Here is a 21,323-nt window from a genome sequence, read left to right as displayed (position 1 = left end):
GGTAATTGCTTGTTCTCGCCTACTTCTGAAAATCCTCGCGGATTTTCAGTTTGGTGCGTACTTGCAAAGTTAAATGATAAATCACGCAACAAACCATATACAAACACTTCGGTGGTAATTTGAAAAACGAATAAAAAATAAATAAATATGAGAATAGTTTTCTTTAATCATAAAGGTGGCGTCAGTAAAACCACAACAACATTTCATTTAGGGTGGAAGCTTTCCCAAAGAGGTCATCGAGTTTTATTAGTTGATGCAGACCCTCAGTGTAATCTATCTGGAATAATTATGCAGGATAGCTTTGAACAGTATTATACTGAAGAAGATACTAGAAAAAAGAATTTAATGGATGGAGTAAATTCGGCTTTCCAAGGAAGACCTGAACCAATAAATGCATTTGATTGCTATAGTGTTCAAAGTAACGAAAACCTGTTCCTACTGCCAGGTCATCCAAATTTAACTGAGCTAGAGCCTGCATTAAGTTTTGCGCAAACCTCTAATAATGCTTTTGCTACTATGCAAAATTTACCAGGATCTTTTAATGCCTTGATTGAGAAATGCTCTAGTCATCATAATATTGAATATGTCCTAATTGATTTGAATCCTGGATTGAGTGCTATCAATCAAAATTTCTTTTCAATTTCCGATTTATTTATAGTTCCAACCAATCCTGACCCATTCTCATTAATGGCAGTTAGAACGTTAGCGGATGTTTTACCGCGATGGTATAGTGCTGCTCAACAAATGCGTACTACGTTTAGCAATTCATCATACCCCTTTCCTACTCATGACCCAAAATTCGCAGGTATTGTAATCCAAAGATTTAACATAAGAAGCGGAAGACCTTCTACTCCTTATAGGAATAACATGGATGAAATTCTGAAATCTATAGCTACTCAATTGGTTCCCAAACTAGAACAACATGGCATGCTTTTCCAAGCAAACCTTTACACTGAAACTGGTATACCTTCAAATTATTGTTTAGCAGAAATCCCAGACTTTCAAAGCCTACTTCCTCAGTCTCATAAATTTGGAATTCCAGTATATGCACTTTCAGATGATCAAATCGAACGATCTGGAACTGTTTTGCAGCAAATGATTGGTAAAAGAGATGAATTCGACCAAATGTTCATAGATTTTGCCTTAAAGATTGAAGAAATAAAGGAAAATGCTGAGAGCTAAGCAAATATTTGACAAAGGAATAGATCGAGTTCATAATATTGATAGCCTATTTGTTCATTTAACCACTCAAGTTGGTTTCAACGCTACCGATGTTGCAGATTTACTAAGAAGTGAAATAGTTTACTCACTTTCTAGCTTTGATAGGCTAGTCCACGATTTGGTAAAGGCAGGGATGGTTGATTCGTTTAATGGTAATCGAACACCGACAAATGCTTATAAAAATTTTAGCATTTCATTAAATCAACTTGATGCAATTAATAATGCTTCTGTACCGCCTGCAGAATTTATTTTCGAACAAACAATAACATCGAGTCACAAACACTTATCCTTTCAAGACCCAGATAAGGTAGCAGAAGCATTAAGCTTAATATGGCATGAAAATCATAAATGGCAGAAAATAGCCACTGAAATGTCAATGACTCAAAATGATTTAAAAACTGAACTAAAAAATATAGTAATTCGTAGAAATCAAATTGTACACGAAGGTGATTTTGATTTATTTACAGGAGATATTCAACCTATTGTTCATTCCGATGCACAACAATCGGTTGATTTTATTAATAGCCTTGGAAACGCAATTTATGACTTGGTAAAATAAATAACTATACCCTACAAAACCTATACGCAATGCCCTTCGGAACACTGCCCATAACCAAACCGTTATATTTACACATCTGTGAGGAAAGCTTAGTGAAGCTTGCTAATATTGTAGTACGGGTCGCTGATACTACGGCACGCTCCGTTAACACCACGGCACGGGTCGCTGATATCACGGCATCCTCCGTTGACACCACGGCATGGGTCGCTGATACTACGGCACGCTCCGCTAACACTACGGCACGGGTCGCTGATATTACGGCACGCTCCGTTAACATCACGGCATGGGTCGCTGATATCAAGGCATAGTTCTTCTTTAATTATACCTTAAAATAAATCTGTGATACTATTTTATTTTTTGGGTAGGGTAAATTATTATCTACTTGTTTCATTAGCGAAAAAAATTGTTCTCTTAAAAAAATTGCAACCCGAATAATTAAACTGATATGAAAATAAAATTCAACTATTTATTAGTTGTTCTTTGCTTTGCATGTATTCAAATACAAGCACAGGAGCAAAAAAATGAAGATCACAGAAAAAAGCTATGTAATTTCTTTCCAACGCTTCATAATTATACACCTCTACACGTAAAATCTTAATCATCCCCCTTAGGTATGAGAAAAATATTATTGCTAAGAATTTTAACTTAATTATTAATACATAAAAATGAAAATTACTAGGATTATTGTATTGATTGCTTTATTTACATCAGCACTCAATGCACAAGAAAAAGAAGTTGATTGCGATTTCAACATTAACAGAGCTTATTACCATTTAGAAGGAAATGAGTTTTTTAAAAAAGACAAACAAAAAGCTATTGAATACCTAACCCCTTGTGTAGAGACTGAAAATCCCGTGGCACAACTCATGATGGGACGTGTTTTACTAGAGGAAGCCACAGAAGAAAGTTACACAAAAGCTTTTAAGCTAATTAAAGCTGCTGCTAAACAAGACAATGCTATTGCCGCTACTGATTTAGGAATATTATATAAGTATGGTAGAGGATGTAACCTTAACTACAACAAAGCGAGAAAATGGTTTGAAAAAGGATTTGAACTAGGGAATACCAAAGCTGCTTATTTATTAGGCTACCTATATTTAAAAGGTTTTGGAAACATACAGCAAGACTATACCAAAGCAGTTAGTTGGTTTGAAAAGAGCGACTATCCTATGGCAAAATATTGGTTAGGGATTTGTTACTACCATGGTTATGGAGTAGATAAAAATGTAGCCAAAGCAAATGAGTTATTAAAAACCAATTTCGATACAGTAAAAGGAGCTAACATAAGTGAAGCTTCTAAAAACTCAGAAGTAATAAATGTAGAGGAAATTAAGCATGTTATAAATGAAGAAGAGACAGCTACATCAGCAGAAGTTACCAAACAACAACTTAACGGAGTGTGGGAAGGCGATTTATTATTTTTTGATTGGTCAGCAACTCATATAGAAAACAAAATACCTTTTAAAATTATAGCAAAGTACGATAAAGAAAGTGATGTATTACATATCACTACGACCATTGCTGATAAAAAACAAAATGTAGACTTTACTAAATTAGATAACAGCCTTTACTTTAACGATTTTACTGTTGAATTACCACATAATTCATTTAGTCAAAACATTCCTTCTGTTTTAGAACATCAATTACTTTCTTCTGATGTTTCTATCAAACAGTTTAATTCTGAAACCTACTTAACAGGAAACTTAGAGACTTATGTGAGTGCTTGGAAAGAATCAGGAGCACCTATTCGTTTTGTCTTAAAAAAGAAAAAGAAATTAGAAAACTCAGAAGAAGAGCTTTCAGAAGAAGCTTTGGCTGCGCTTTCAAAGCAAGAAGATAGTTTTATAAAGCTATACCCTAATCCTTTTGAAAAAGATGTAATTGTATCGTATTCATTAGCACAGCCAGCAAATACAAAGGTTACCATCACCAATATGAATGGATTACGAGAAAAAGTAATAAAACCTTTAGCTAGTCAAGAAACAGGTAGCTACCAATATTATGTTGAGGGAATGGATTTACCAAAAGGAATATATGTAGTAACCATATTAGTTGGGCAAGAAAGAAAAACAAGAATTATCATCAAAAAATAATTGCTAGAAAAACACACAAATGAAAAGAATATATATACAATTTTTACTACTCACTGTAGTATTTAGTATTAGCTTACAGGCACAGACTTTACCAACAGTAAATAATGATGAGTTTTTAATGAACTCAGGTGGAACTTATAGCGATTTACAATCCGTTTTAGCTGGTAGATGTAGTGGTTGTGAAGTCCCTGATTTAAACTTTAACTGGAGTAACTCTTTTGATGCTGCTGTAATGAATGAAACCTATATTAGAAGAGCCGCAGATAAAAAACTAAGGGAATGGTATAAGCGACAAAAAATAGTTATAGAAAATTTTTTAGAAAACAAGTACCATAAGCAGTTCTCTTCATTTAACGAAGCTAAAGACTATGCTTTTATAGACTTTGAATCAAAAAACATGACGATTAATGTTGCCCCAATTGTAAGTACTAAAAACTCAGACCGAATTAGAAGAGCCTTTAAAAAAAAGGTACACATTAAAGGCTTAAAAGCGTTAAAAATAAGAGAAGCCGAAATTAAGGCAGGTAACACTAACAAACCACTATATCCTGATTTTGAAGTAAACGGTACTCCTTTAAAAAATTTAAAAAGCACTGCCGCTGTAACCGCAGCATATAATAATCTCTTAAATCAATTTGTAGACAATGCATGGAAAGAGTTTGAAGGTCGTCATATCATAAAAATATTAGGGATTCCTTTTAATAATAAGGTTTTAAAAACAAAGAATAACTACTATGGAAATTTAGGCACATGGGATAAGTTAGACTTCATGCAGTTTATTATTCATTATGAACAGATAACCAAAACAAGTCCTGTACCTCCAACAGAGGAAGAGCTTAGACTATTTAAAAAATATATAAACACTGCCAATACTGTAACTGCAACCTATGTAGAAAACTATATCAATGCGAATAAAGAAAGTGAAATGTCATTGTTTCATCCTAACTATTGGGAAATCATTTGGAATAGAGATTATGACCGTAGTCTTTTTGCCACTAAAGCAGCAAAAAATAAGCATCAACAACTAAAACAAAAAGAACTTAGCAGGCTTATTAGTAGCACTTCTATGAATGCTACATTTACAATAGATTACTTAGTGTCATTACTCAAAATAACAGATAAAAACCAATTACAATGGTTAAATGACAATCCTAGTAAAGGGGATGAATTTGTGAAAGAGATAAATGAAGCTAAACAAAAAGATGCTGACATGCCTCCTCCAATACCAGGAGAATTAAGTTTTCCACCAGACCACCATCAACAACTAGCGCAATGGGATATTAGAACTGAGCTTGCTGAAGGTGCTAAAGTTGTAGCTTTAATCAAAGAACTGGGTATTACAGACAAAAACCAAAAAGATTGGTTGTACGATAACATACCTGAAGCAACTGAAATACGTATTTTTGTAGATGCTAATAAAATTAATGGAATAGTTAGTCCAGAGGCTAAAAGCTTTTCTGGAAAGGCTGTTGAGGCTTTAATGAATGGCGGAGAAGTTGATTTTGAAAAAAGGATTATAAATGAATTGATAGGTACTGCTAAGTGCATTTTTAAAAAATTAAAAGCTTTAGATTTATATAATGGTACTATAAAACAGTTTGAAAATAGCGCCTATGATTTAATAATAACTTATGGAGCGTGTAATAGTGGTGAAGCTTGTACTAATGATGACTTTATTGATCTCGGAATAATCGAAATAAAAGTATCTGGTCTAAATAACACTCATTTAGGTTTCGCAGCAGCTTTATTACACGAGGGCATCCATGCTGAACTTTATAAGTATGTACATGAAAGAAATAAAGGAATAGATGTTAATGATAGGTCAAACTTAATGTATCATTACTTTCAGCTTAAAGGAAAAGTTAATCCGAGATTTCTAGATGCTACGGTACAACATGAACATATGGCAGATAAATATGTAAGACCAATTGCCGAAGCTATAAGGGAGTTGGATGGTAAGAGGTACCCTTTAGAGTACTACTGGGCTTTTGCTTGGGATGGTCTTAGACCTTACGGACTAAATAAATATCTTGATAGTAATGGTAATTATATTAAATTAGACGACACTGGTTTTACTCAAAAACAAACCTTAATAAATTCAACAAGTCCTTTCAATAGTAAAATCTTTGATAAAAACTGTAACTAAAAATATTATGAAAACAACATCTATTTTAACCGTATTTTTCCTTCTGACTTTTTCATCTTGTAAAAAAATGAAAACAAGAAATTACGAAGAAGAAAACACCTATCAAATTATTACTTTTTTGACTGAGGATGCTAAAGGTTTTTTAGTTATGCCTCCAGTTCTTTATATACCTCCATTGCCAAATACTAAAAGCTATAATGTTAGAGCAATGACATGCCAAGATAGCGTAGGAGCATATAAATATCACTATAAACAATTAACTAAAAAGAAAACTATTGCTATAATTGATAGTTTATTTGGCGTAAAAGAGAGATATAGTTTTAGAGGTAAATGTGATGTAGTTAATAATAAGTTACTTGAAAAATTTAATGACCTGAGAGAAAGTAGAAAGCTAGATATATCAAGAGTTACTGTTTATGATAAAGATACATTAATACAATACAAAAAGGAATTTAGAAAATTACCATCGAAAGGTTTTGATAAAATGGACTTGTTGTTAAGTTTTTCAAGGATAGCTTTTAATGATAATTTTGACAAAGCTATTGTGTTTGTAGGGATGAGTAAAGGTAGTTTAGACGGTGTTTCAATTTTAGTATACTTAGAAAAGGAAAATTACCATTGGAAAATAAAGTGCGAAAAAAGGTTATCTGTTTCTTAAGCAAGTTTAATTATTATAAGCACAAAAACCCTTATCATTTCTTTATGATAGGGGTTCTTACTGTTTACATTTGTCCTAATTCCTTGTCTAGAGTAAAAAAAGTTGGGTGTTCCGAAATCAAAATTCTCTTCAAATTCCTCCTGTGGTCATTTTCCACTTGGGATATTCTTTGAAAGAGGGTATCCAGCATAGCTTCCATAGTTTTCGTATGCGACTAGAAAATCTCCTGAGAAAATTTCCAGAAACGCTCTGCCACTTCTTTTTTGCTGCAAAAAAAGCCTGTTTTCAGGAAATCGACAGTGGGGTTATTTAACTAATCAAAAAGGAAATTTAGAACTTTATGCAAGAGCGGTTGATATTGCCAGAGTTTCAGGAATTATTAGATTTAGTGAAGATAATTCGGAATGTTCTGAAGATACATACTATAATATTGGTGAAGCGACATAGTCCAATTTACAAGAACAAATTAAAACATGGGTAAATGCAAACGGAGGTATTGTAACTGTAGTACCAAAAACAGCCATTCGTTTTGATAAAACAAAATTAAAAGAGTTATTGGAAAGTAATGAAACTATTAATCAAATTAATTGTAAATAAAAAATGATTTTTTTTAAAATAATATTACCATCTATTATATGTACTTTAATAATAGTTACGACTCAAATCTCTATAGAATACTATCCAATATCATTTGGTTTGGTTCTTGGATTGATAAATTGGAAAAATTATAAGTTCAACCCATACTTAGGTTTATTTTTTACTATAATTATTTCATTTGTCTGTTTTTTATTGGCTTATATAAGCTTTCCTTTACTAAGCACTATATTAAAACCTCTTTTAGGTGAGGATTTATCGAGTTTTATTTCAATAGAGATAGCTGCTTTTGTAATAGGACCATTACTGGTATTTTTCTCTTATAGTTATATTTTTAATTATCCGAAAAAATCAATAATAACAAGAAATATAATTTTAGGCGTAATTATAATATTAGTATTTGTATCTACATTGTTTTTTATTTTACCAGATTCAAAAATTACAACACTCTTAAAAGACATAAAGTTAAGACATTACACAATTTGGCAAATAGTCATGGCATTAGGTATTCAATTAATAATTTATCAAAAAGAAATATTTTTTCGTTTAAAGAGCCTATAATAATACATAATTTATATATCATCAACATTGCCGTTTTCTTATTTGAAAACGGCAATATTTTTCTAAAAAGGGTTTTAGTTCAATTATTTCAAACAAAATTCTATATACTTCTTTGTCCCTAAATAAGATTGCTTTTATTTAGTACTAAAATTCCTGTAGTTTATCTCTAAAAAAAGGGAAGTATTTTCTATTTTTGTGCCTTTCAACACAACAACAAAACATGAACTTAACAGAATTAAACGCCATCTCTCCTATTGATGGTAGATACCGTAACAAAGTAGCAAGCTTAGCGAACTATTTTTCAGAAGAAGCTTTAATAAAATATCGTGTAAAGGTAGAAATTGAATATTTCATTGCTTTATGTGAAATTCCATTACCTCAGTTAGCCGATTTCAACAAAGATTTATACGCTGATTTACGTAAAATTTATGAAGACTTTTCTGCTGAAGATGCACAAAAAATCAAAGAAATTGAAAGCGTTACCAATCACGATGTAAAAGCTGTTGAGTACTTTATTAAAGAAAAGTTTGACAAGCTAAACTTGAATAAGTATAAGGAGTTTATCCACTTCGGATTAACGTCTCAAGATATTAACAACACTGCTATTCCATTATCTATTAAAGATGCTATGGAAGAAGTATACTACCCTACTTTAGATACTTTAGTTTGCAAATTAGCTGATTTATCTGAAGAATGGGAAAACGTACCAATGTTAGCAAGAACTCACGGGCAACCAGCCTCTCCTACTCGTTTAGGAAAAGAGTTTTTTGTATTTGTAGAGCGTATTAACAATCAAGTTATTCACATACAACATACACCACATGCTGCGAAGTTTGGTGGAGCTACAGGTAATTACAATGCACACAAAGTAGCGTATCCAGATATCGACTGGAAAAACTTCGGTACTCATTTCGTTGAAGAAGTGTTAGGTTTACACCACTCCTTCCCTACTACGCAAATTGAGCACTACGATCACATGGCAGCTTTATATGACGGATTAAAACGTGTAAATACGATTTTAATTGATTTAGATCGCGATGTTTGGACGTATGTTTCTAATGACTACTTTAAACAAAAAATTAAAAAAGGTGAAGTTGGTTCATCTGCAATGCCTCATAAAGTAAATCCTATTGATTTTGAAAACTCTGAAGGAAACTTAGGTATTGCCAATGCTATTTTCGAGCATTTATCTGCTAAGTTACCAGTTTCAAGATTACAACGTGATTTAACGGATAGTACAGTATTACGTAACGTTGGAGTTCCTTTTGGACATACCTTAATTGGTTTTGCTTCTACGTTAAAAGGATTGAACAAGTTATTATTAAACGAAGCTAAATTTGCTGAAGATTTAGAAAATAACTGGGCAGTAGTTGCTGAGGCTATTCAAACTATTTTACGTCGTGAAGCGTATCCTAATCCATACGAAGCGTTAAAAGGATTAACACGTACCAACGAAAAAATCAACAAAGATTCTATCGCTAACTTCATTGATACTTTAGAAGTTTCTGATGCGATTAAGAATGAATTAAAACAAATTACACCATCTAATTACACAGGTATATAATGAGATATTTACTTACTTTTTTAGTTTTATTTTTAGCTATTTCGTGTGCTCCAGAAAAAAAAGGAGATCCAACACGTTTTGTTCACGGAACGTTTGAAATTCCTGCTGGTGATAACTACGGAAAAACAACAATTGTAAGAAAAGACAGTTTACAAATAGAAGAATATACTAAAAAAGTAAGTATTTCAACTGACAGTTTAGTTACTGAAAAAGAAATAAAACATATAGATACACTCTACATCAAATGGAAAAATAATTTTGCATACACTTTGCAAATGAAAAGTCCGAAAACTGATTTAGATAAAGATCCTATATTTGTTCAAATAACTAAAGTAACTGACAGTTCTTATAGTTTTACCGCAAAAATTGGCTATTCTAACTTTAAGCAAAAAGGAACTGTATATAAAGTAAAATAAACTATGGAAATTTTCTTACAACCTGATACGTGGGGTGCACTTGTTACCTTAACATTTTTAGAAATTGTATTAGGTATTGACAACATTATTTTTATTTCAATAGCGGCAAATAAGCTACCTGAAAATCAACAAAAAAAAGCTACTAATATTGGGCTATTCTTAGCCATGATACTTCGTATTGCTTTACTTTTTGGTATTTCGTTGCTTATTGCTATGAATTCTCCTTTTTTTAATATTGATTTATCTTGGCTTAATGCAGGAGTTACAGGTCAAGCATTAATTTTATTTGCTGGTGGTATATTCCTTTTATATAAGAGCACTAAAGAAATTCACCATAAAGTAGAAGGACATCTTGAAGACGAAACTGATGGTAAACCTAAAAAAGGCTATACATTAACACAAGCTATTATACAAATTACGTTAATTAACATCGTTTTCTCTTTTGATTCTATTTTAACGGCCGTAGGAATGACCAATGGTATTGAAGGAGCTATGATAATTATGATTACCTCTGTAGTATTATCTATGGTTATTATGATGTTATTTGCAAACCCTGTAGGGAAATTTGTTAGTAAGCACCCAACTATTCAAATGTTAGGCTTGTCTTTCTTAATCTTAATTGGGTTTATGCTTATTGCTGAAGGTGCTCACTTATCTCACGCTACTCTTTTTGGAGAGGAAATAGGAAGTATTCCTAAAGCTTATTTATACTTTGCCATTACTTTTTCTTTAGTAGTAGAGATGCTAAATATGAAAATGAGAGGCAACTCAAAAAAGCATTAAGAAAATATTAAGACTATAAAAAAATAAAACCTAATAGTAAATTTCTATTAGGTTTTATTTTTTATACTTTTGTACTCAGTGATTAAGCTCAAAAAACATATTGCACTACTAAGTATATTAATTCTACTATTACCAACAGTAGTTTTAACAATACACTTATTTGAAAATCATGAGCATACTGTTTGTACATCTACTAGTGAGCATCACTTTCATGCGGAAGAACTAGATTGTTCTTTAGCACATTATCATTTAAACACATTTACGTATCAAACAGCTGAGAACTTTTCAGTTGTTCCACAACACTTTTACAAATTAGATTACGAGACGCAACCTCAGTTAATCTCTTATGTATATACTGATAAAAAATCTTCAAGAGCACCACCATATTTTACTGCATCATAACATTGTTATAAAAACTAACAAAACACATCGTTAACAGTAAAATTCATTTTAATGAAGAAATTAATAAACTTCCTATTATTTATAGGAGTATCTGCTATATATGCACAAAACAGTTTATCAGGAAAAATTACAGACACTGATAATCAACCACTTTTAGGAGTAGAAGTATACTCTGAACAATTACATAAAGGAACCATAACCAATGAAAATGGTACCTATAACATACAAAACATTCCTAACGGAAAAGTAACCTTTAACTTTACATTCTTAGGCTTTAAAACTGTTTCAAAAGAGTTTGATTTTAATAATGAAAATATCTCTTTTGACCTTCACTTAGAAGAGTCTATTTTTAAAATAGATGAAGTAATTATTTCAACTCCTTTTAATAAGTTACAATCAGAAAATGTAATGAAAGTTGAACGTCTTTCTGCTAGAGCCCTTCAAAAAACAGGAGCTACAACATTGGCGGAAGGAATTACAAACATTGCAGGGGTATCTCAAGTTTCTACAGGAACGTCTATTGGTAAACCTGTTATTAGAGGTTTAAGTGGAAACAGAGTTTTAGTATACACACAAGGTATACGATTAGAAAACCAACAATTTGGTGGAGAACACGGTTTGGGTATTAACGATGCTGGTGTTGCTGGTGTAGAAGTTATTAAAGGTCCTGCTTCTCTTTTATACGGTTCTGATGCTTTAGGTGGTGTTTTATATATTCAACCAGAAAAATTTGCTCCAGAGAATACTACTAAACTTAATGTGAATCAGCGTTACTTTAGTAATACTTTAGGTACCAATACTTCGGTTGGCTTAACATCTTCTTTAAAAAACTGGCAATTCTTAGCTAGAGGAACCTATGCGCAACATGCAGACTACAAAACACCTGACTATAGAGTAACTAATACACGTTTTAAGGAAAAAGATTTAAAATTAGGTGTAGGGTTTCATGAGAAAAACTTTTCTTCTGAGTTACGCTATAACTTCAACAATTCTAAGTTAGGACTAACAGAAGGGATTGGAGAACAAACAAAAGAAACGCATTTTGAAACTCCTTATCAAGATATTGACAATCATATTATAAGTTTACACAATCATATTTTCTTTAAAAACTCAAAATTAGATATCGATTTAGGATATACTATTAATAACCGTAAAGAGTTTGAAGAGCATCATGAACATGAAGAAGAAGAAACTGAAGAAGAACACGAAGAGCATGAAGAAGGTGAAGCTGCTTTAGATATGAAGTTAAAAACGTTTAGTTATAACACTAAATATCACCTTCCTAAGTTTGGTAAATTTGAAGTTTTAATAGGTGCTCAAGGTTTACACCAAACCAACACTAACTTTGGTGAAGAATTGTTAATTCCTAATGCTACTGTAAATGATTTTGGTGTATTTACTACAGCAAACGTTGAATTGAATGATAATACTTCTTTACAAGCTGGTATTCGATATGACAATAGAGCTATAACTACCGAAAGACATGAAGTAGCTCATGAAGATGAAATACATATTTTTGAAGCTATAGATAAATCTTTTAATAGTTTTACTGCTTCTTTTGGTGCTAAAACTAAACTTTTTAATGCTGTTACAACTCGTTTAAATATTGCAAGTGGATTTAGAGCTCCAAACCTTGCTGAATTAACTTCTAACGGAGTACATCACGGTACAAATCGTTTTGAAGTTGGTAACAACAACCTAGTTAATGAGAAGAATTTACAATTTGATCTTTCTTTAGATTATAACACTGAACACTTTGAGTTATTTGCCAATGGTTTTTATAATAAATTAAACGATTACATCTACTTATCTCCTACTGGTGAAATTGAAGATGATGCTCCTGTGTATTCTTACTCTCAAGAAGATGCAAAATTGTATGGAGGTGAGTTTGGTTTCCACCTACACCCTCACCCTCTTGATTGGCTACATTTAGAAAGTAGTTTTGAAACGGTAATTGGTAAACAAGATAATGGAAACTATTTACCACTAATTCCAGCAAATACCTTAAAAAACACACTAAGAACTGAGTTTTCTAATGAAAAATGGTTACCAAACGGATATGCTTCTGTAAGCTTACATTCATTTTTTAAGCAAGATAATGTTAGTGAGTTTGAAACAGCAACACCTGCTTATAACTTAGTAAACTTGGGTATTGGAGGTGATATTATCATTAGTAAATACACTTTTACTACATCTTTAACCATAAATAATCTTCTTGATAAGAAGTACATAAATCACTTATCTAGATTAAAGCCTGATAATATTTTTAACCCTGGTAGAAATATTGTTTTAGGAATAAACTTTACTTTATAAAATAAATAACTCCCCAGTAACGCTGTTGCTGGGGAGCTTTTTATATAAACAAACTTTAACTTAATAAAGTTACCCGTCTTTTCTTTTTTTAAGCAATTCCGGAAACTTACGTTTAAACCGATTTAATCGAGGAATTGATACTTTTTGCACATATGGATTCTCTGGGTGCAAACGTTCATAGTTTTGATGATACTCTTCCGCAGGATAAAACTTCTCCATCTTTTTAACCTCCGTAACTATTTTCCCTTGATAAACATCTTCATTTAATCTTTTAATAGTACTTTCTATTATCTGCTTTTCTTCTTGTGTTTTATAAAACGCTATTGACCTATATTGTGAACCATAATCTGGATGTTGCCCGTTTTTAGTAGTTGGATTATGCGAACCAAAAAATACAGTAACTAATGTTTGAAAACTAACTTTTTTCGGGTTGTAATATACTGCTACCGATTCTGCATGTCCTGTACGACCTGTTCCAATTGTTTTATAGGTTGGATTTTTAGTGTGCCCTCCTGCATATCCTGATACTGCTTCCTCTACTCCATTCACACTTTCAAAAATTGCTTCTACACACCAAAAACAACCACTTGCAAAGTAAGCTACTTTTGTTTCTGAGGTTGTTTGTACTGATACCTCTTTTAGTTTTTCTTCCTTTTTTTGTGAGAAACTTAATAACGTTACCGCTAAAACAACAGCCGTAAATACTGTTACTCCCTTGAATATCTTCATATAATTAGTATTATTTATATGTTAGTTGGTCGTACAAAGAATACATTTTTTACAATTGTTTACAACTTTAATATTTCCTTAATAATTTTGTTTGCGTGTTGCCACCGTGTTTTCTATTTTTGTTCGAGTAAACAGTAGATTTTAATGGAACATTTTATAGTATCGGCACGTAAATATCGTCCTCAAAATTTTGAGGATGTTGTAGGGCAACAAGCCATTACTAATACGTTAGAAAATGCTATACAAAACAACCATTTAGCTCAGGCTTTATTGTTTACAGGACCTCGCGGTGTTGGTAAAACATCTTGTGCTCGTATCTTGGCTAAACGTATTAACCAAGAAGATGCAACTACAGATGATGAAGATTTTGCTTTTAATATTTTTGAATTAGATGCCGCTTCTAACAACTCGGTTGATGATATTCGTAACTTAACAGACCAAGTTCGTATTCCTCCTCAAACAGGAAAATACAAAGTGTATATCATCGATGAGGTTCACATGCTTTCTCAAGCTGCTTTTAACGCTTTTTTAAAGACGTTAGAAGAACCACCAGCACATGCTATTTTTATTTTAGCGACTACAGAAAAACATAAAATTATACCAACGATATTATCTCGTTGTCAAATTTTTGATTTTAAACGTATTGGTGTTTTAGATGCTAAAGAGTATTTAAAAACAATTTGTGCTAAAGAGAATATTACTGCTGAAGATGATGCACTGCATGTAATTGCTCAAAAAGCTGACGGTGCAATGCGTGACGCCCTTTCTATTTTTGATAGGGTTGTAAGTTTCTCTGGAAACAACCTAACTCGCGAAGCTGTTACCCAAAACTTAAATGTGTTAGACTACGATGTGTATTTTAACATTACCGATTTATTGCTTGGAAATAAAATTCCAGAAGTTTTAATGGCTTTTAATGATGTATTAGGAAAAGGTTTTGAGGGACATCATTTTATAAACGGTTTAGCTTCTCACTTTAGAGATTTGTTAGTTGCAAAAGATCAAGCTACTATTGCTTTGTTAGAGGTTGGTGATAACACTAAGAAAAAATACTTAGAACAGGCTTCTAAAGCTAGTATGCAGTTTTTACTCCCAGCTATAGATAAGGCTAATGATTGCGACTTGAAATATCGAGGAAGTAAAAACCAACGATTATTGGTAGAACTTACTTTAATGCAAATTGCCTCTATCACTTTTGATGGAGCAAAAAAAAAATCTAGCAACTACATAATTCCTGCTACTTTTTTTACCTCTTTATCTCCTTCAGTTAAAAAGACTGAGGTAAAACCTGCTGTTGCTAAAAAGACTGAAACAGCTCCAGTAACAACTACAGTTACAAAAGAGGCTCCTGCTAAACCTGTTTTAAAGAATATTAAGCGACGTACTTCTGCATTATCTTTAAAAAGTTTACATCAAAAGAAAGAAGTAAAAAGTACTATAGATGTAGAAGAAAACTACGACAATCATCCAAGAACTCCTTTTACTCATGAAGAGTTAAAAGATGCCTGGAAAAAATACTATTTCCAACTACAAAATTTTGGAGAACGAAGTATAGCTGCCATTTTAGCTTCTGATGAGCCTAAGTTACAAGAAGATTTTACTATTATTTTTTCATTACCTAATGACTTAATGAAGTCTCAACTTGAAAAAGGTAAGCCTAAACTATTACGCTTTTTACGTGAAAAGTTAAATAACTATGGTATTCAAATTAATGTTATTGTAAATGAAACTGTAGAAAAAAAGTTTGCCTATACTCCTCAAGAGAAGTATGACAAACTCAAAGAAAAAAATCCGTTAATTGAAAAGTTAAAGAATACTTTCGGGTTAGATGTTTAAATTCTTCCCTACATAAACTAACTTCCAATCTTCTATTTTCTTAACATTTTTCTCAAATTCTGAAATTAATAAAATTTCATTCTTTTGACTCTTAACAAAAATTGGTATTGATTTTTGATCACGGTTAATTTCTTCAATTTTCCTCTTATAATCATCAATAGAATTAACTACTGTTTCATGAATTTCAGGGAATTCTCTTACAGCTTCCATTAAATTAATATAGTCGTCTTCTATTGTAAATAAATGATCTTCATCTTCATAATCCTTCGTAATAACTTCTTGTGAAGTTGCTAAACGATAAGCCCCTTGTTCACCAAAAATCGATGAAAAGTTTGAGATTACAAATTTGTTAATTGAATCACTTCCTGTCATTGCAATTAAGTATCCTACATCATTTAATTCAATATTATCTGTTAGCTCATCATCATAAATATTTACTTCAATTGATTCTAGTCCTTCTTGTTTAGCCTTTTCTACATTTTCTATATTAGAATCAATTAATACTACTCTTCTTTTATTCTCTTTTAAGTACTTCGCAATCATCCTTGCTAAATCTGAAGCTCCAACTATCATAATTGCATTAGAACGCTCTAAAAACACTCCTACTAGCTTAGAAAACAATCTTGCTGTGGTTGCATTTAGTAAAACAGTTCCTAAAACTACCATAAATACCAAAGGAGTAATATACTCTGCTCCCTCAATTCCTTGTTTAAGTAATTTACTTCCAAATAACGAAGCGATACCTGCTGCAACAATACCTCTTGGACCTACCCAACTAATAAACAGTTTTTCATTTGTTTTTAAGTTTGATTTTGATGTACTTAAAAATACTGCTAATGGACGTATTACAAACACTATTAAAGCAAATAAAAGCAGTGTTTTCCACTCATATAATAGTGTTAGTTCTTTATAATCAATATTTGCTGATAGTAAAATAAATAATATTGAGATTAATAAAACACTTAATGATTCTTTAAAATATAATATCTCTTTTAAATTTTTAAGTTTACTATTCCCCAGTACCATTCCCATAACCACAACTGCTAGTAATCCTGATTCATGAGCAAACAATTCAGACTCTACAAATACTAATAAAACAGTGGATAAAGAAACCACATTTAATAAGTAATGTGGTACCCATTTTTTATTGATTACAAAAATTAAGGCGTGTGCAAAAGTGAATCCGAAAGTGGTTCCGAAAAGGATTATTTTTAAGAATTCTAATAATGCAGTTCCTGTAAAACCTGCACCACCTCCTACACTTATAAATTCAAAAACAAGTACAGCTACTAATGCTCCTATAGGGTCTATTAAAATTCCTTCCCATTTTAAAACTGCTGAGACGTCTTTTTTAAGTGGTATATTTCTAAGAATTGGTGTTATTACTGTAGGTCCTGTAACGATTATTAATCCAGAAAACAAAAATGACAATTCCCAACCTAATCCAAACACATAATGAGCAATTATAGCTCCTCCAAAAAAGGTTACTGCTGATCCTAAAGTTATTAATTTGGTAATAACAGGACCTATATTTTTTATTTCTCCGCGTCGTAAGGTTAATCCTCCTTCAAAAAGGATAATACTAATAGATAATGAGACAAAATAATACAAACCATCACCAGGAAATAGCCCTTTTTCACCGTCCCAAACGGGTTCTATCCATTTACTTCCATCATCATTAAAAAATTCTGCTGCAATAGGCCCTACAAGTAATCCAATTAAGATTAAAGGTAAAATTGCTGGTATTTTAAACCTCCAAGCTACCCATTGCGCCAAAATTCCAAGTATAATTATCCCTGCTAGTTCTAACATAGTTTATTTTTAAAAAGACTAAAAATACAGCTTTTAATTAAACCGTATTTATATTTATTTAATTTTTTACTTCAATAACTCTCTTCAGTTCATTACCATAATTATCTATTGCTGTTATTGTATGAATTCCACTTTTTGGCTTAATAGCTTGCTCATGATATTGCTCTGTTATCCCTATAAATTCTTTGTTTAAATACCAATATACTTTTGCTTCTGCATTAGCATGTGTAAGCTTTAAAACTATAGGGTTTAACTTATTATTTTCTCCTCTTGTTAAAGATATTTTTGATGTGTATTTAGCAGGAAAAACAAAATCCATTGTATTACTTTCCAACTGGTTACAATCTGATCTATATTCAGGAAGCAACCTATAATCTGCATTATTCTGTTGATAATAGTATGCCATTAGTGGAGGTAACACAAACCATGATTTTGTTACCATATTTGAAATAGATTCACAGTTTGAATTCACTCTGAATTTTTCAGATATATCTACAGTTATTTCTTGATGGTATGAACATGATTTAGCTTTCATCGCACTTTTTTGAACTCTTTTTGTTACAGACGGACAAATTGACTTCGCTAAAAAACCACTTTTCTCACAAATAGCTGCTTCTATTAAATCTTCATAAGGTTCTAAAAACCAATTAGATTTTGGTAACACGTCAAAAACATTAAACATTAACGGAGCTGCACTACCAACTCCTGTAAGGTCTGGACGTCCTTCTCCATCTGAGTTTCCTATCCATACTCCTACTACATATTTTGGGGTTACGCCAACTGCCCAAGCATCTTTATTTCCAAAACTTGTTCCTGTTTTCCATGCTATTTTTTGAGACGAATCGTAATACTTCCAAGCTTGATCTGTATAAGGTCTGTTTACCTCTATTAAAGTATTTAATGTTAAAAATGTAGATCCAGCATCTAAAGTTATATAGTCTTCTTGAACTTTACCAAAATCTGGAGTTCCTTCAAACAAAAAACTCGGTTCTATAAATTCATTTTGATAATAATTGTGTTTTAATTCTTCATAGTGATTTACAATACCTGCATATCCTGCAAAGGTTTTACATAAATCCCATAAGCTAGCTTCCGCTCCTCCTAAAATTAATGAAAGCCCATAATAATCTGCTGATTTATTAATATCGTTAATGTGATATGCTTTTATATCTTCTCGAAATTTTTCCAATCCGTATCGTTGTAACATACGTACTGAGGGTATGTTTAACGAACGTGTTAATGCTTCATTTGCTGGAACTGCCCCATCAAAAGTTAAGTTAAAGTTTTTAGGAGAATACCCTGCTATTTCTGTTGGTACATCTGCTACTAATTGATTGGGTAATAAGTCTCCCGAATGAAGCATTTGTGCATATAAAAATGGTTTTAAAGTACTTCCAGTACTTCTTGGAGCAATAATATTGTTTACATCTTTTTGATGTGCCTTATCTGTTGGAGAATTCCCTACATAAGATACTACCTTTCTTGTTTTAACATCTAACACCAACACAGCCATATTATATACTTCATTTTGTTTTTGACGGAAATAATGCTGCTTAACTAAATTATTTACTTGTTTTTGTAGATGAATATCTATAGAGCTTTTTACTCGTTGTCCTCTATACTGTTGAGTTACTTCTTGTACAAAATGAGGTGCTACTGTGGGTAACGGATATGGTTTTTGTGGTAATTCTTCTTCAATTGCTAAATCATACGTAATTTGATCTATAATTCCTTCCTCATGTAATTTTTGTAATAACCTATTTCTTTTGATTTTTAATTTTTGTTGATTTTTTCCTGGATAAATCAATGATGGAGCATTTGGTAACACTGCTAAAGTAGCTGTTTCTGCCCATGATAATTGATATGGTTTTAAACCAAAATAACGCCACGATGCCATTTCCAATCCAACAACATTACCTCCATATGGTGCGTGCGAAGCATACAATTTTAAAATTTCTTTTTTGGAATGACGAAATTCTAATCGAGTAGCTAATACTAACTCTTGCAACTTTTCAAAATACGAACGCTCTTTATTTTTTCTTGATAATCGAATTACTTGCTGTGTTAGCGTACTTCCTCCTCTTACAACTCTTTTTGCTTTGATATTTTCTACCATTGCTTTTCCTATGGAAACAGGATTAAAACCAAAGTGCTTATAAAAATAAGCATCTTCAAATTGTAATATACATTGTTCAAACTTTTTAGGAACGGAATCTAACTCAGGAAATCGCCACTGACCATCACTAGCAATAACAGCTCCTAACAATTCATTATTTTTTGCTGTTACGACTGTTGATGTTGGGTTATCGAATAGGTTTTTAGGTAGACAGAAATAGTAGAAAATGACTCCTATAAAAGTCAAGATTAATAATATTTTCTTTTTCTTAGTCTTAATCATCTTCCTTCTTTTAACAAAAAGCAAAGAAATATATATTTTTATACACTTCTTCGCTTTTTTATTATAAAAAAAATATAAAAATTATGATTTAGCTCATTTTTTTCTATTCTATTAATAAATTAAAGACTCCTTTTTCTAAAAATTTTGTTTCTTTTTTAATTTCTGAGTTTTTTAATTCTACATTCTTCTCAAACGTATTTCCAACCTCAACTTTTTTCTTTTTAAAATAATAACCGTCAGTTGATTTTTCATCTAAAACTAACCCAAACATTTCTCCTTCTATCTCAGCTACTGAGGTTTCTGGTAATGAATTAACTTTATTACTATTTGTTTCTATTACAGCTTCTACAAACATACCTGACAAGAAATTTCTTTTTTGCTCTTCCTCAATATGTGCATGTACATCTACCGTTCTGTTTTCGTTAATACTTTTTCCTATTAAATGAACTTCTGCTTTGTATTTTTCTGATGATAGTTCTGGAACCCTAAAACTGATTTCTTGACCAACTTTTAATTTTAAAGCATCTTTTTCAAAAACAGAAAGCTCTAAATGCAAGTGCTTATTATCTATAATTTCTAAAATTTCATCAGCAGGAGATATATACGAACCAGTAACTGCTTTGATTTTAGTAATATTTCCTGAAATAGGAGCATAAATACCCGTTACAGAAGTTATTGAACTACTATTTAATTTACTTGCAGATATATTAATCATTTGTAACTGTTTTTGTAAACTAACCAACGTAGTTTGTGCTACTTCAAAATCTCTCTTTGCCTTTAAATAATTTCTTTCTGATGTTATTTTTTCATCAAACAAAGTCTTTTGACGTTCGTATTCAGACTTTAAAAAAGTTATTTCTTGTTTTGTTTCTAAATACTGTTGTTGCATAGCTACAAATTCTTGATTTTCTATCGCTATCAAACGTTGTCCTTTTTTAACTTTATCACCAACTAATAAAGGAATGTTTTTTATAAATCCGCCCATTTTAGCAGTTACTACAACCTTATTTTTAGGCGGTACATCTATTTTTCCTACTACCTTAATTGTTGTTGGAAAATCTTGTTCTTCAACAGTAACTAATTTCATACTGTTTTTTTCCCATTGTTCATTCGTTATAAAAACTCTATCATCAGTAATTACTACTGAAGATTCAGTAGTACTTTCTGCTTCTTTTGATTTACATCCTATTACAGTTACAAGTAGGATACTATAAATTATATATTTCATCTTTATTTTT

Annotated in this window: 16 protein-coding genes; 12 read left to right on the top strand and 4 right to left on the bottom strand. The window is 31.6% G+C overall.

Going from position 1 to position 21,323, the window contains the following annotated elements; genetic code table 11:
* The first annotated feature begins 147 nt into the window (after window positions 1-147).
* From LCI24_RS16730 to LCI24_RS16680, 11 genes are all read left to right on the top strand, one after another.
* Complete coding sequence (locus LCI24_RS16730; RefSeq protein WP_274641406.1) at window positions 148-1,182, top strand: ParA family protein; 1,035 nt, start codon at window positions 148-150, stop codon at window positions 1,180-1,182.
* Window positions 1,169-1,780 carry a HEPN domain-containing protein gene (locus LCI24_RS16725; protein WP_274641405.1) on the top strand — a complete coding sequence of 204 codons (612 nt, stop codon included), beginning with the start codon at window positions 1,169-1,171 and terminating at the stop codon, window positions 1,778-1,780. The genes LCI24_RS16730 and LCI24_RS16725 overlap by 14 nt, the downstream gene beginning before the upstream one ends.
* 665 nt (window positions 1,781-2,445) lie before the next feature.
* Window positions 2,446-3,873, top strand: a complete 1,428-nt coding sequence (locus LCI24_RS16720) for a T9SS type A sorting domain-containing protein (protein WP_274641404.1) — start codon at window positions 2,446-2,448, stop codon at window positions 3,871-3,873.
* A 19-nt stretch (window positions 3,874-3,892) separates the two neighbouring features.
* The gene (locus LCI24_RS16715; RefSeq protein WP_274641403.1) at window positions 3,893-6,019 is read left to right on the top strand and encodes a hypothetical protein; all 2,127 of its coding nucleotides are present in this window, start codon (window positions 3,893-3,895) and stop codon (window positions 6,017-6,019) included.
* A gap of 67 nt (window positions 6,020-6,086) precedes the next feature.
* On the top strand, window positions 6,087-6,677 hold the full coding sequence (locus tag LCI24_RS16710) for a hypothetical protein (RefSeq protein WP_274641402.1): 591 nt from the start codon (window positions 6,087-6,089) through the stop codon (window positions 6,675-6,677).
* Window positions 6,678-7,277: 600 nt separating this feature from the next.
* Window positions 7,278-7,832, top strand: a complete 555-nt coding sequence (locus LCI24_RS16705) for a hypothetical protein (protein ID WP_274641401.1) — start codon at window positions 7,278-7,280, stop codon at window positions 7,830-7,832.
* Between the two features lie 220 nt (window positions 7,833-8,052).
* Window positions 8,053-9,396, top strand: a complete 1,344-nt coding sequence (gene purB, locus LCI24_RS16700; protein ID WP_274641400.1) for an adenylosuccinate lyase — start codon at window positions 8,053-8,055, stop codon at window positions 9,394-9,396.
* Window positions 9,396-9,812, top strand: a complete 417-nt coding sequence (locus tag LCI24_RS16695; protein ID WP_274641399.1) for a hypothetical protein — start codon at window positions 9,396-9,398, stop codon at window positions 9,810-9,812. Before purB ends, LCI24_RS16695 begins: the two co-directional genes overlap by 1 nt.
* Before the next feature lie 3 nt (window positions 9,813-9,815).
* Window positions 9,816-10,595 (top strand): TerC family protein, encoded by a 780-nt coding sequence (locus tag LCI24_RS16690; protein WP_099214574.1) that lies wholly within the window; start codon window positions 9,816-9,818, stop codon window positions 10,593-10,595.
* Window positions 10,596-10,673: 78 nt separating this feature from the next.
* Window positions 10,674-10,997: a hypothetical protein gene (locus LCI24_RS16685; protein WP_274641398.1), complete on the top strand. Its 324-nt coding sequence runs from the start codon at window positions 10,674-10,676 to the stop codon at window positions 10,995-10,997.
* 51 nt (window positions 10,998-11,048) lie between these two features.
* Window positions 11,049-13,310: a TonB-dependent receptor gene (locus LCI24_RS16680; protein ID WP_274641397.1), complete on the top strand. Its 2,262-nt coding sequence runs from the start codon at window positions 11,049-11,051 to the stop codon at window positions 13,308-13,310.
* A gap of 69 nt (window positions 13,311-13,379) precedes the next feature.
* Here the strand turns inward: LCI24_RS16680 and msrA are convergent, their stop codons facing one another.
* Entirely contained in the window at window positions 13,380-14,039 is a 660-nt protein-coding gene (gene msrA / locus LCI24_RS16675) for a peptide-methionine (S)-S-oxide reductase MsrA (RefSeq protein WP_274641396.1), read from the bottom strand.
* A gap of 144 nt (window positions 14,040-14,183) precedes the next feature.
* Here msrA and dnaX point away from each other — a divergent pair, with 144 nt between their 5' ends.
* Window positions 14,184-15,875 carry a DNA polymerase III subunit gamma/tau gene (gene dnaX / locus LCI24_RS16670; protein ID WP_274641395.1) on the top strand — a complete coding sequence of 564 codons (1,692 nt, stop codon included), beginning with the start codon at window positions 14,184-14,186 and terminating at the stop codon, window positions 15,873-15,875.
* Here dnaX and LCI24_RS16665 read toward each other — a convergent pair.
* From LCI24_RS16665 to LCI24_RS16655, 3 genes are all read right to left on the bottom strand, one after another.
* Complete coding sequence (locus LCI24_RS16665) at window positions 15,864-17,687, bottom strand: cation:proton antiporter (RefSeq protein ID WP_274641394.1); 1,824 nt, start codon at window positions 17,685-17,687, stop codon at window positions 15,864-15,866. The genes dnaX and LCI24_RS16665 overlap by 12 nt on opposite strands.
* Window positions 17,688-17,745: 58 nt before the next feature.
* On the bottom strand, window positions 17,746-20,085 hold the full coding sequence (pbpC, locus tag LCI24_RS16660) for a penicillin-binding protein 1C (protein ID WP_274641393.1): 2,340 nt from the start codon (window positions 20,083-20,085) through the stop codon (window positions 17,746-17,748).
* Between the two features lie 103 nt (window positions 20,086-20,188).
* Entirely contained in the window at window positions 20,189-21,313 is a 1,125-nt protein-coding gene (locus tag LCI24_RS16655) for an efflux RND transporter periplasmic adaptor subunit (RefSeq protein WP_274641392.1), read from the bottom strand.
* Window positions 21,314-21,323: the final 10 nt, after the last annotated feature.

The sequence above is a fragment of the Tenacibaculum larymnensis genome (assembly GCF_028829235.1).
Lineage (GTDB): Bacteria > Bacteroidota > Bacteroidia > Flavobacteriales > Flavobacteriaceae > Polaribacter > Polaribacter larymnensis.
Note: the sequence above shows the minus strand (reverse complement) of the source record. Positions and strands in the feature narration are given on the sequence as shown.

Coding starts and splice junctions, on each gene's coding strand:
- LCI24_RS16730 (WP_274641406.1), top strand. CDS start 148: ATGAGAATAGTTTTCTTTAATCATAAAGGTGGCGTCAGTAAAACCACA.
- LCI24_RS16725 (WP_274641405.1), top strand. CDS start 1,169: ATGCTGAGAGCTAAGCAAATATTTGACAAAGGAATAGATCGAGTTCAT.
- LCI24_RS16720 (WP_274641404.1), top strand. CDS start 2,446: ATGAAAATTACTAGGATTATTGTATTGATTGCTTTATTTACATCAGCA.
- LCI24_RS16715 (WP_274641403.1), top strand. CDS start 3,893: ATGAAAAGAATATATATACAATTTTTACTACTCACTGTAGTATTTAGT.
- LCI24_RS16710 (WP_274641402.1), top strand. CDS start 6,087: ATGAAAACAAGAAATTACGAAGAAGAAAACACCTATCAAATTATTACT.
- LCI24_RS16705 (WP_274641401.1), top strand. CDS start 7,278: ATGATTTTTTTTAAAATAATATTACCATCTATTATATGTACTTTAATA.
- purB (WP_274641400.1), top strand. CDS start 8,053: ATGAACTTAACAGAATTAAACGCCATCTCTCCTATTGATGGTAGATAC.
- LCI24_RS16695 (WP_274641399.1), top strand. CDS start 9,396: ATGAGATATTTACTTACTTTTTTAGTTTTATTTTTAGCTATTTCGTGT.
- LCI24_RS16690 (WP_099214574.1), top strand. CDS start 9,816: ATGGAAATTTTCTTACAACCTGATACGTGGGGTGCACTTGTTACCTTA.
- LCI24_RS16680 (WP_274641397.1), top strand. CDS start 11,049: ATGAAGAAATTAATAAACTTCCTATTATTTATAGGAGTATCTGCTATA.
- msrA (WP_274641396.1), bottom strand. CDS start 14,039: ATGAAGATATTCAAGGGAGTAACAGTATTTACGGCTGTTGTTTTAGCG.
- dnaX (WP_274641395.1), top strand. CDS start 14,184: ATGGAACATTTTATAGTATCGGCACGTAAATATCGTCCTCAAAATTTT.
- LCI24_RS16665 (WP_274641394.1), bottom strand. CDS start 17,687: ATGTTAGAACTAGCAGGGATAATTATACTTGGAATTTTGGCGCAATGG.
- pbpC (WP_274641393.1), bottom strand. CDS start 20,085: ATGATTAAGACTAAGAAAAAGAAAATATTATTAATCTTGACTTTTATA.
- LCI24_RS16655 (WP_274641392.1), bottom strand. CDS start 21,313: ATGAAATATATAATTTATAGTATCCTACTTGTAACTGTAATAGGATGT.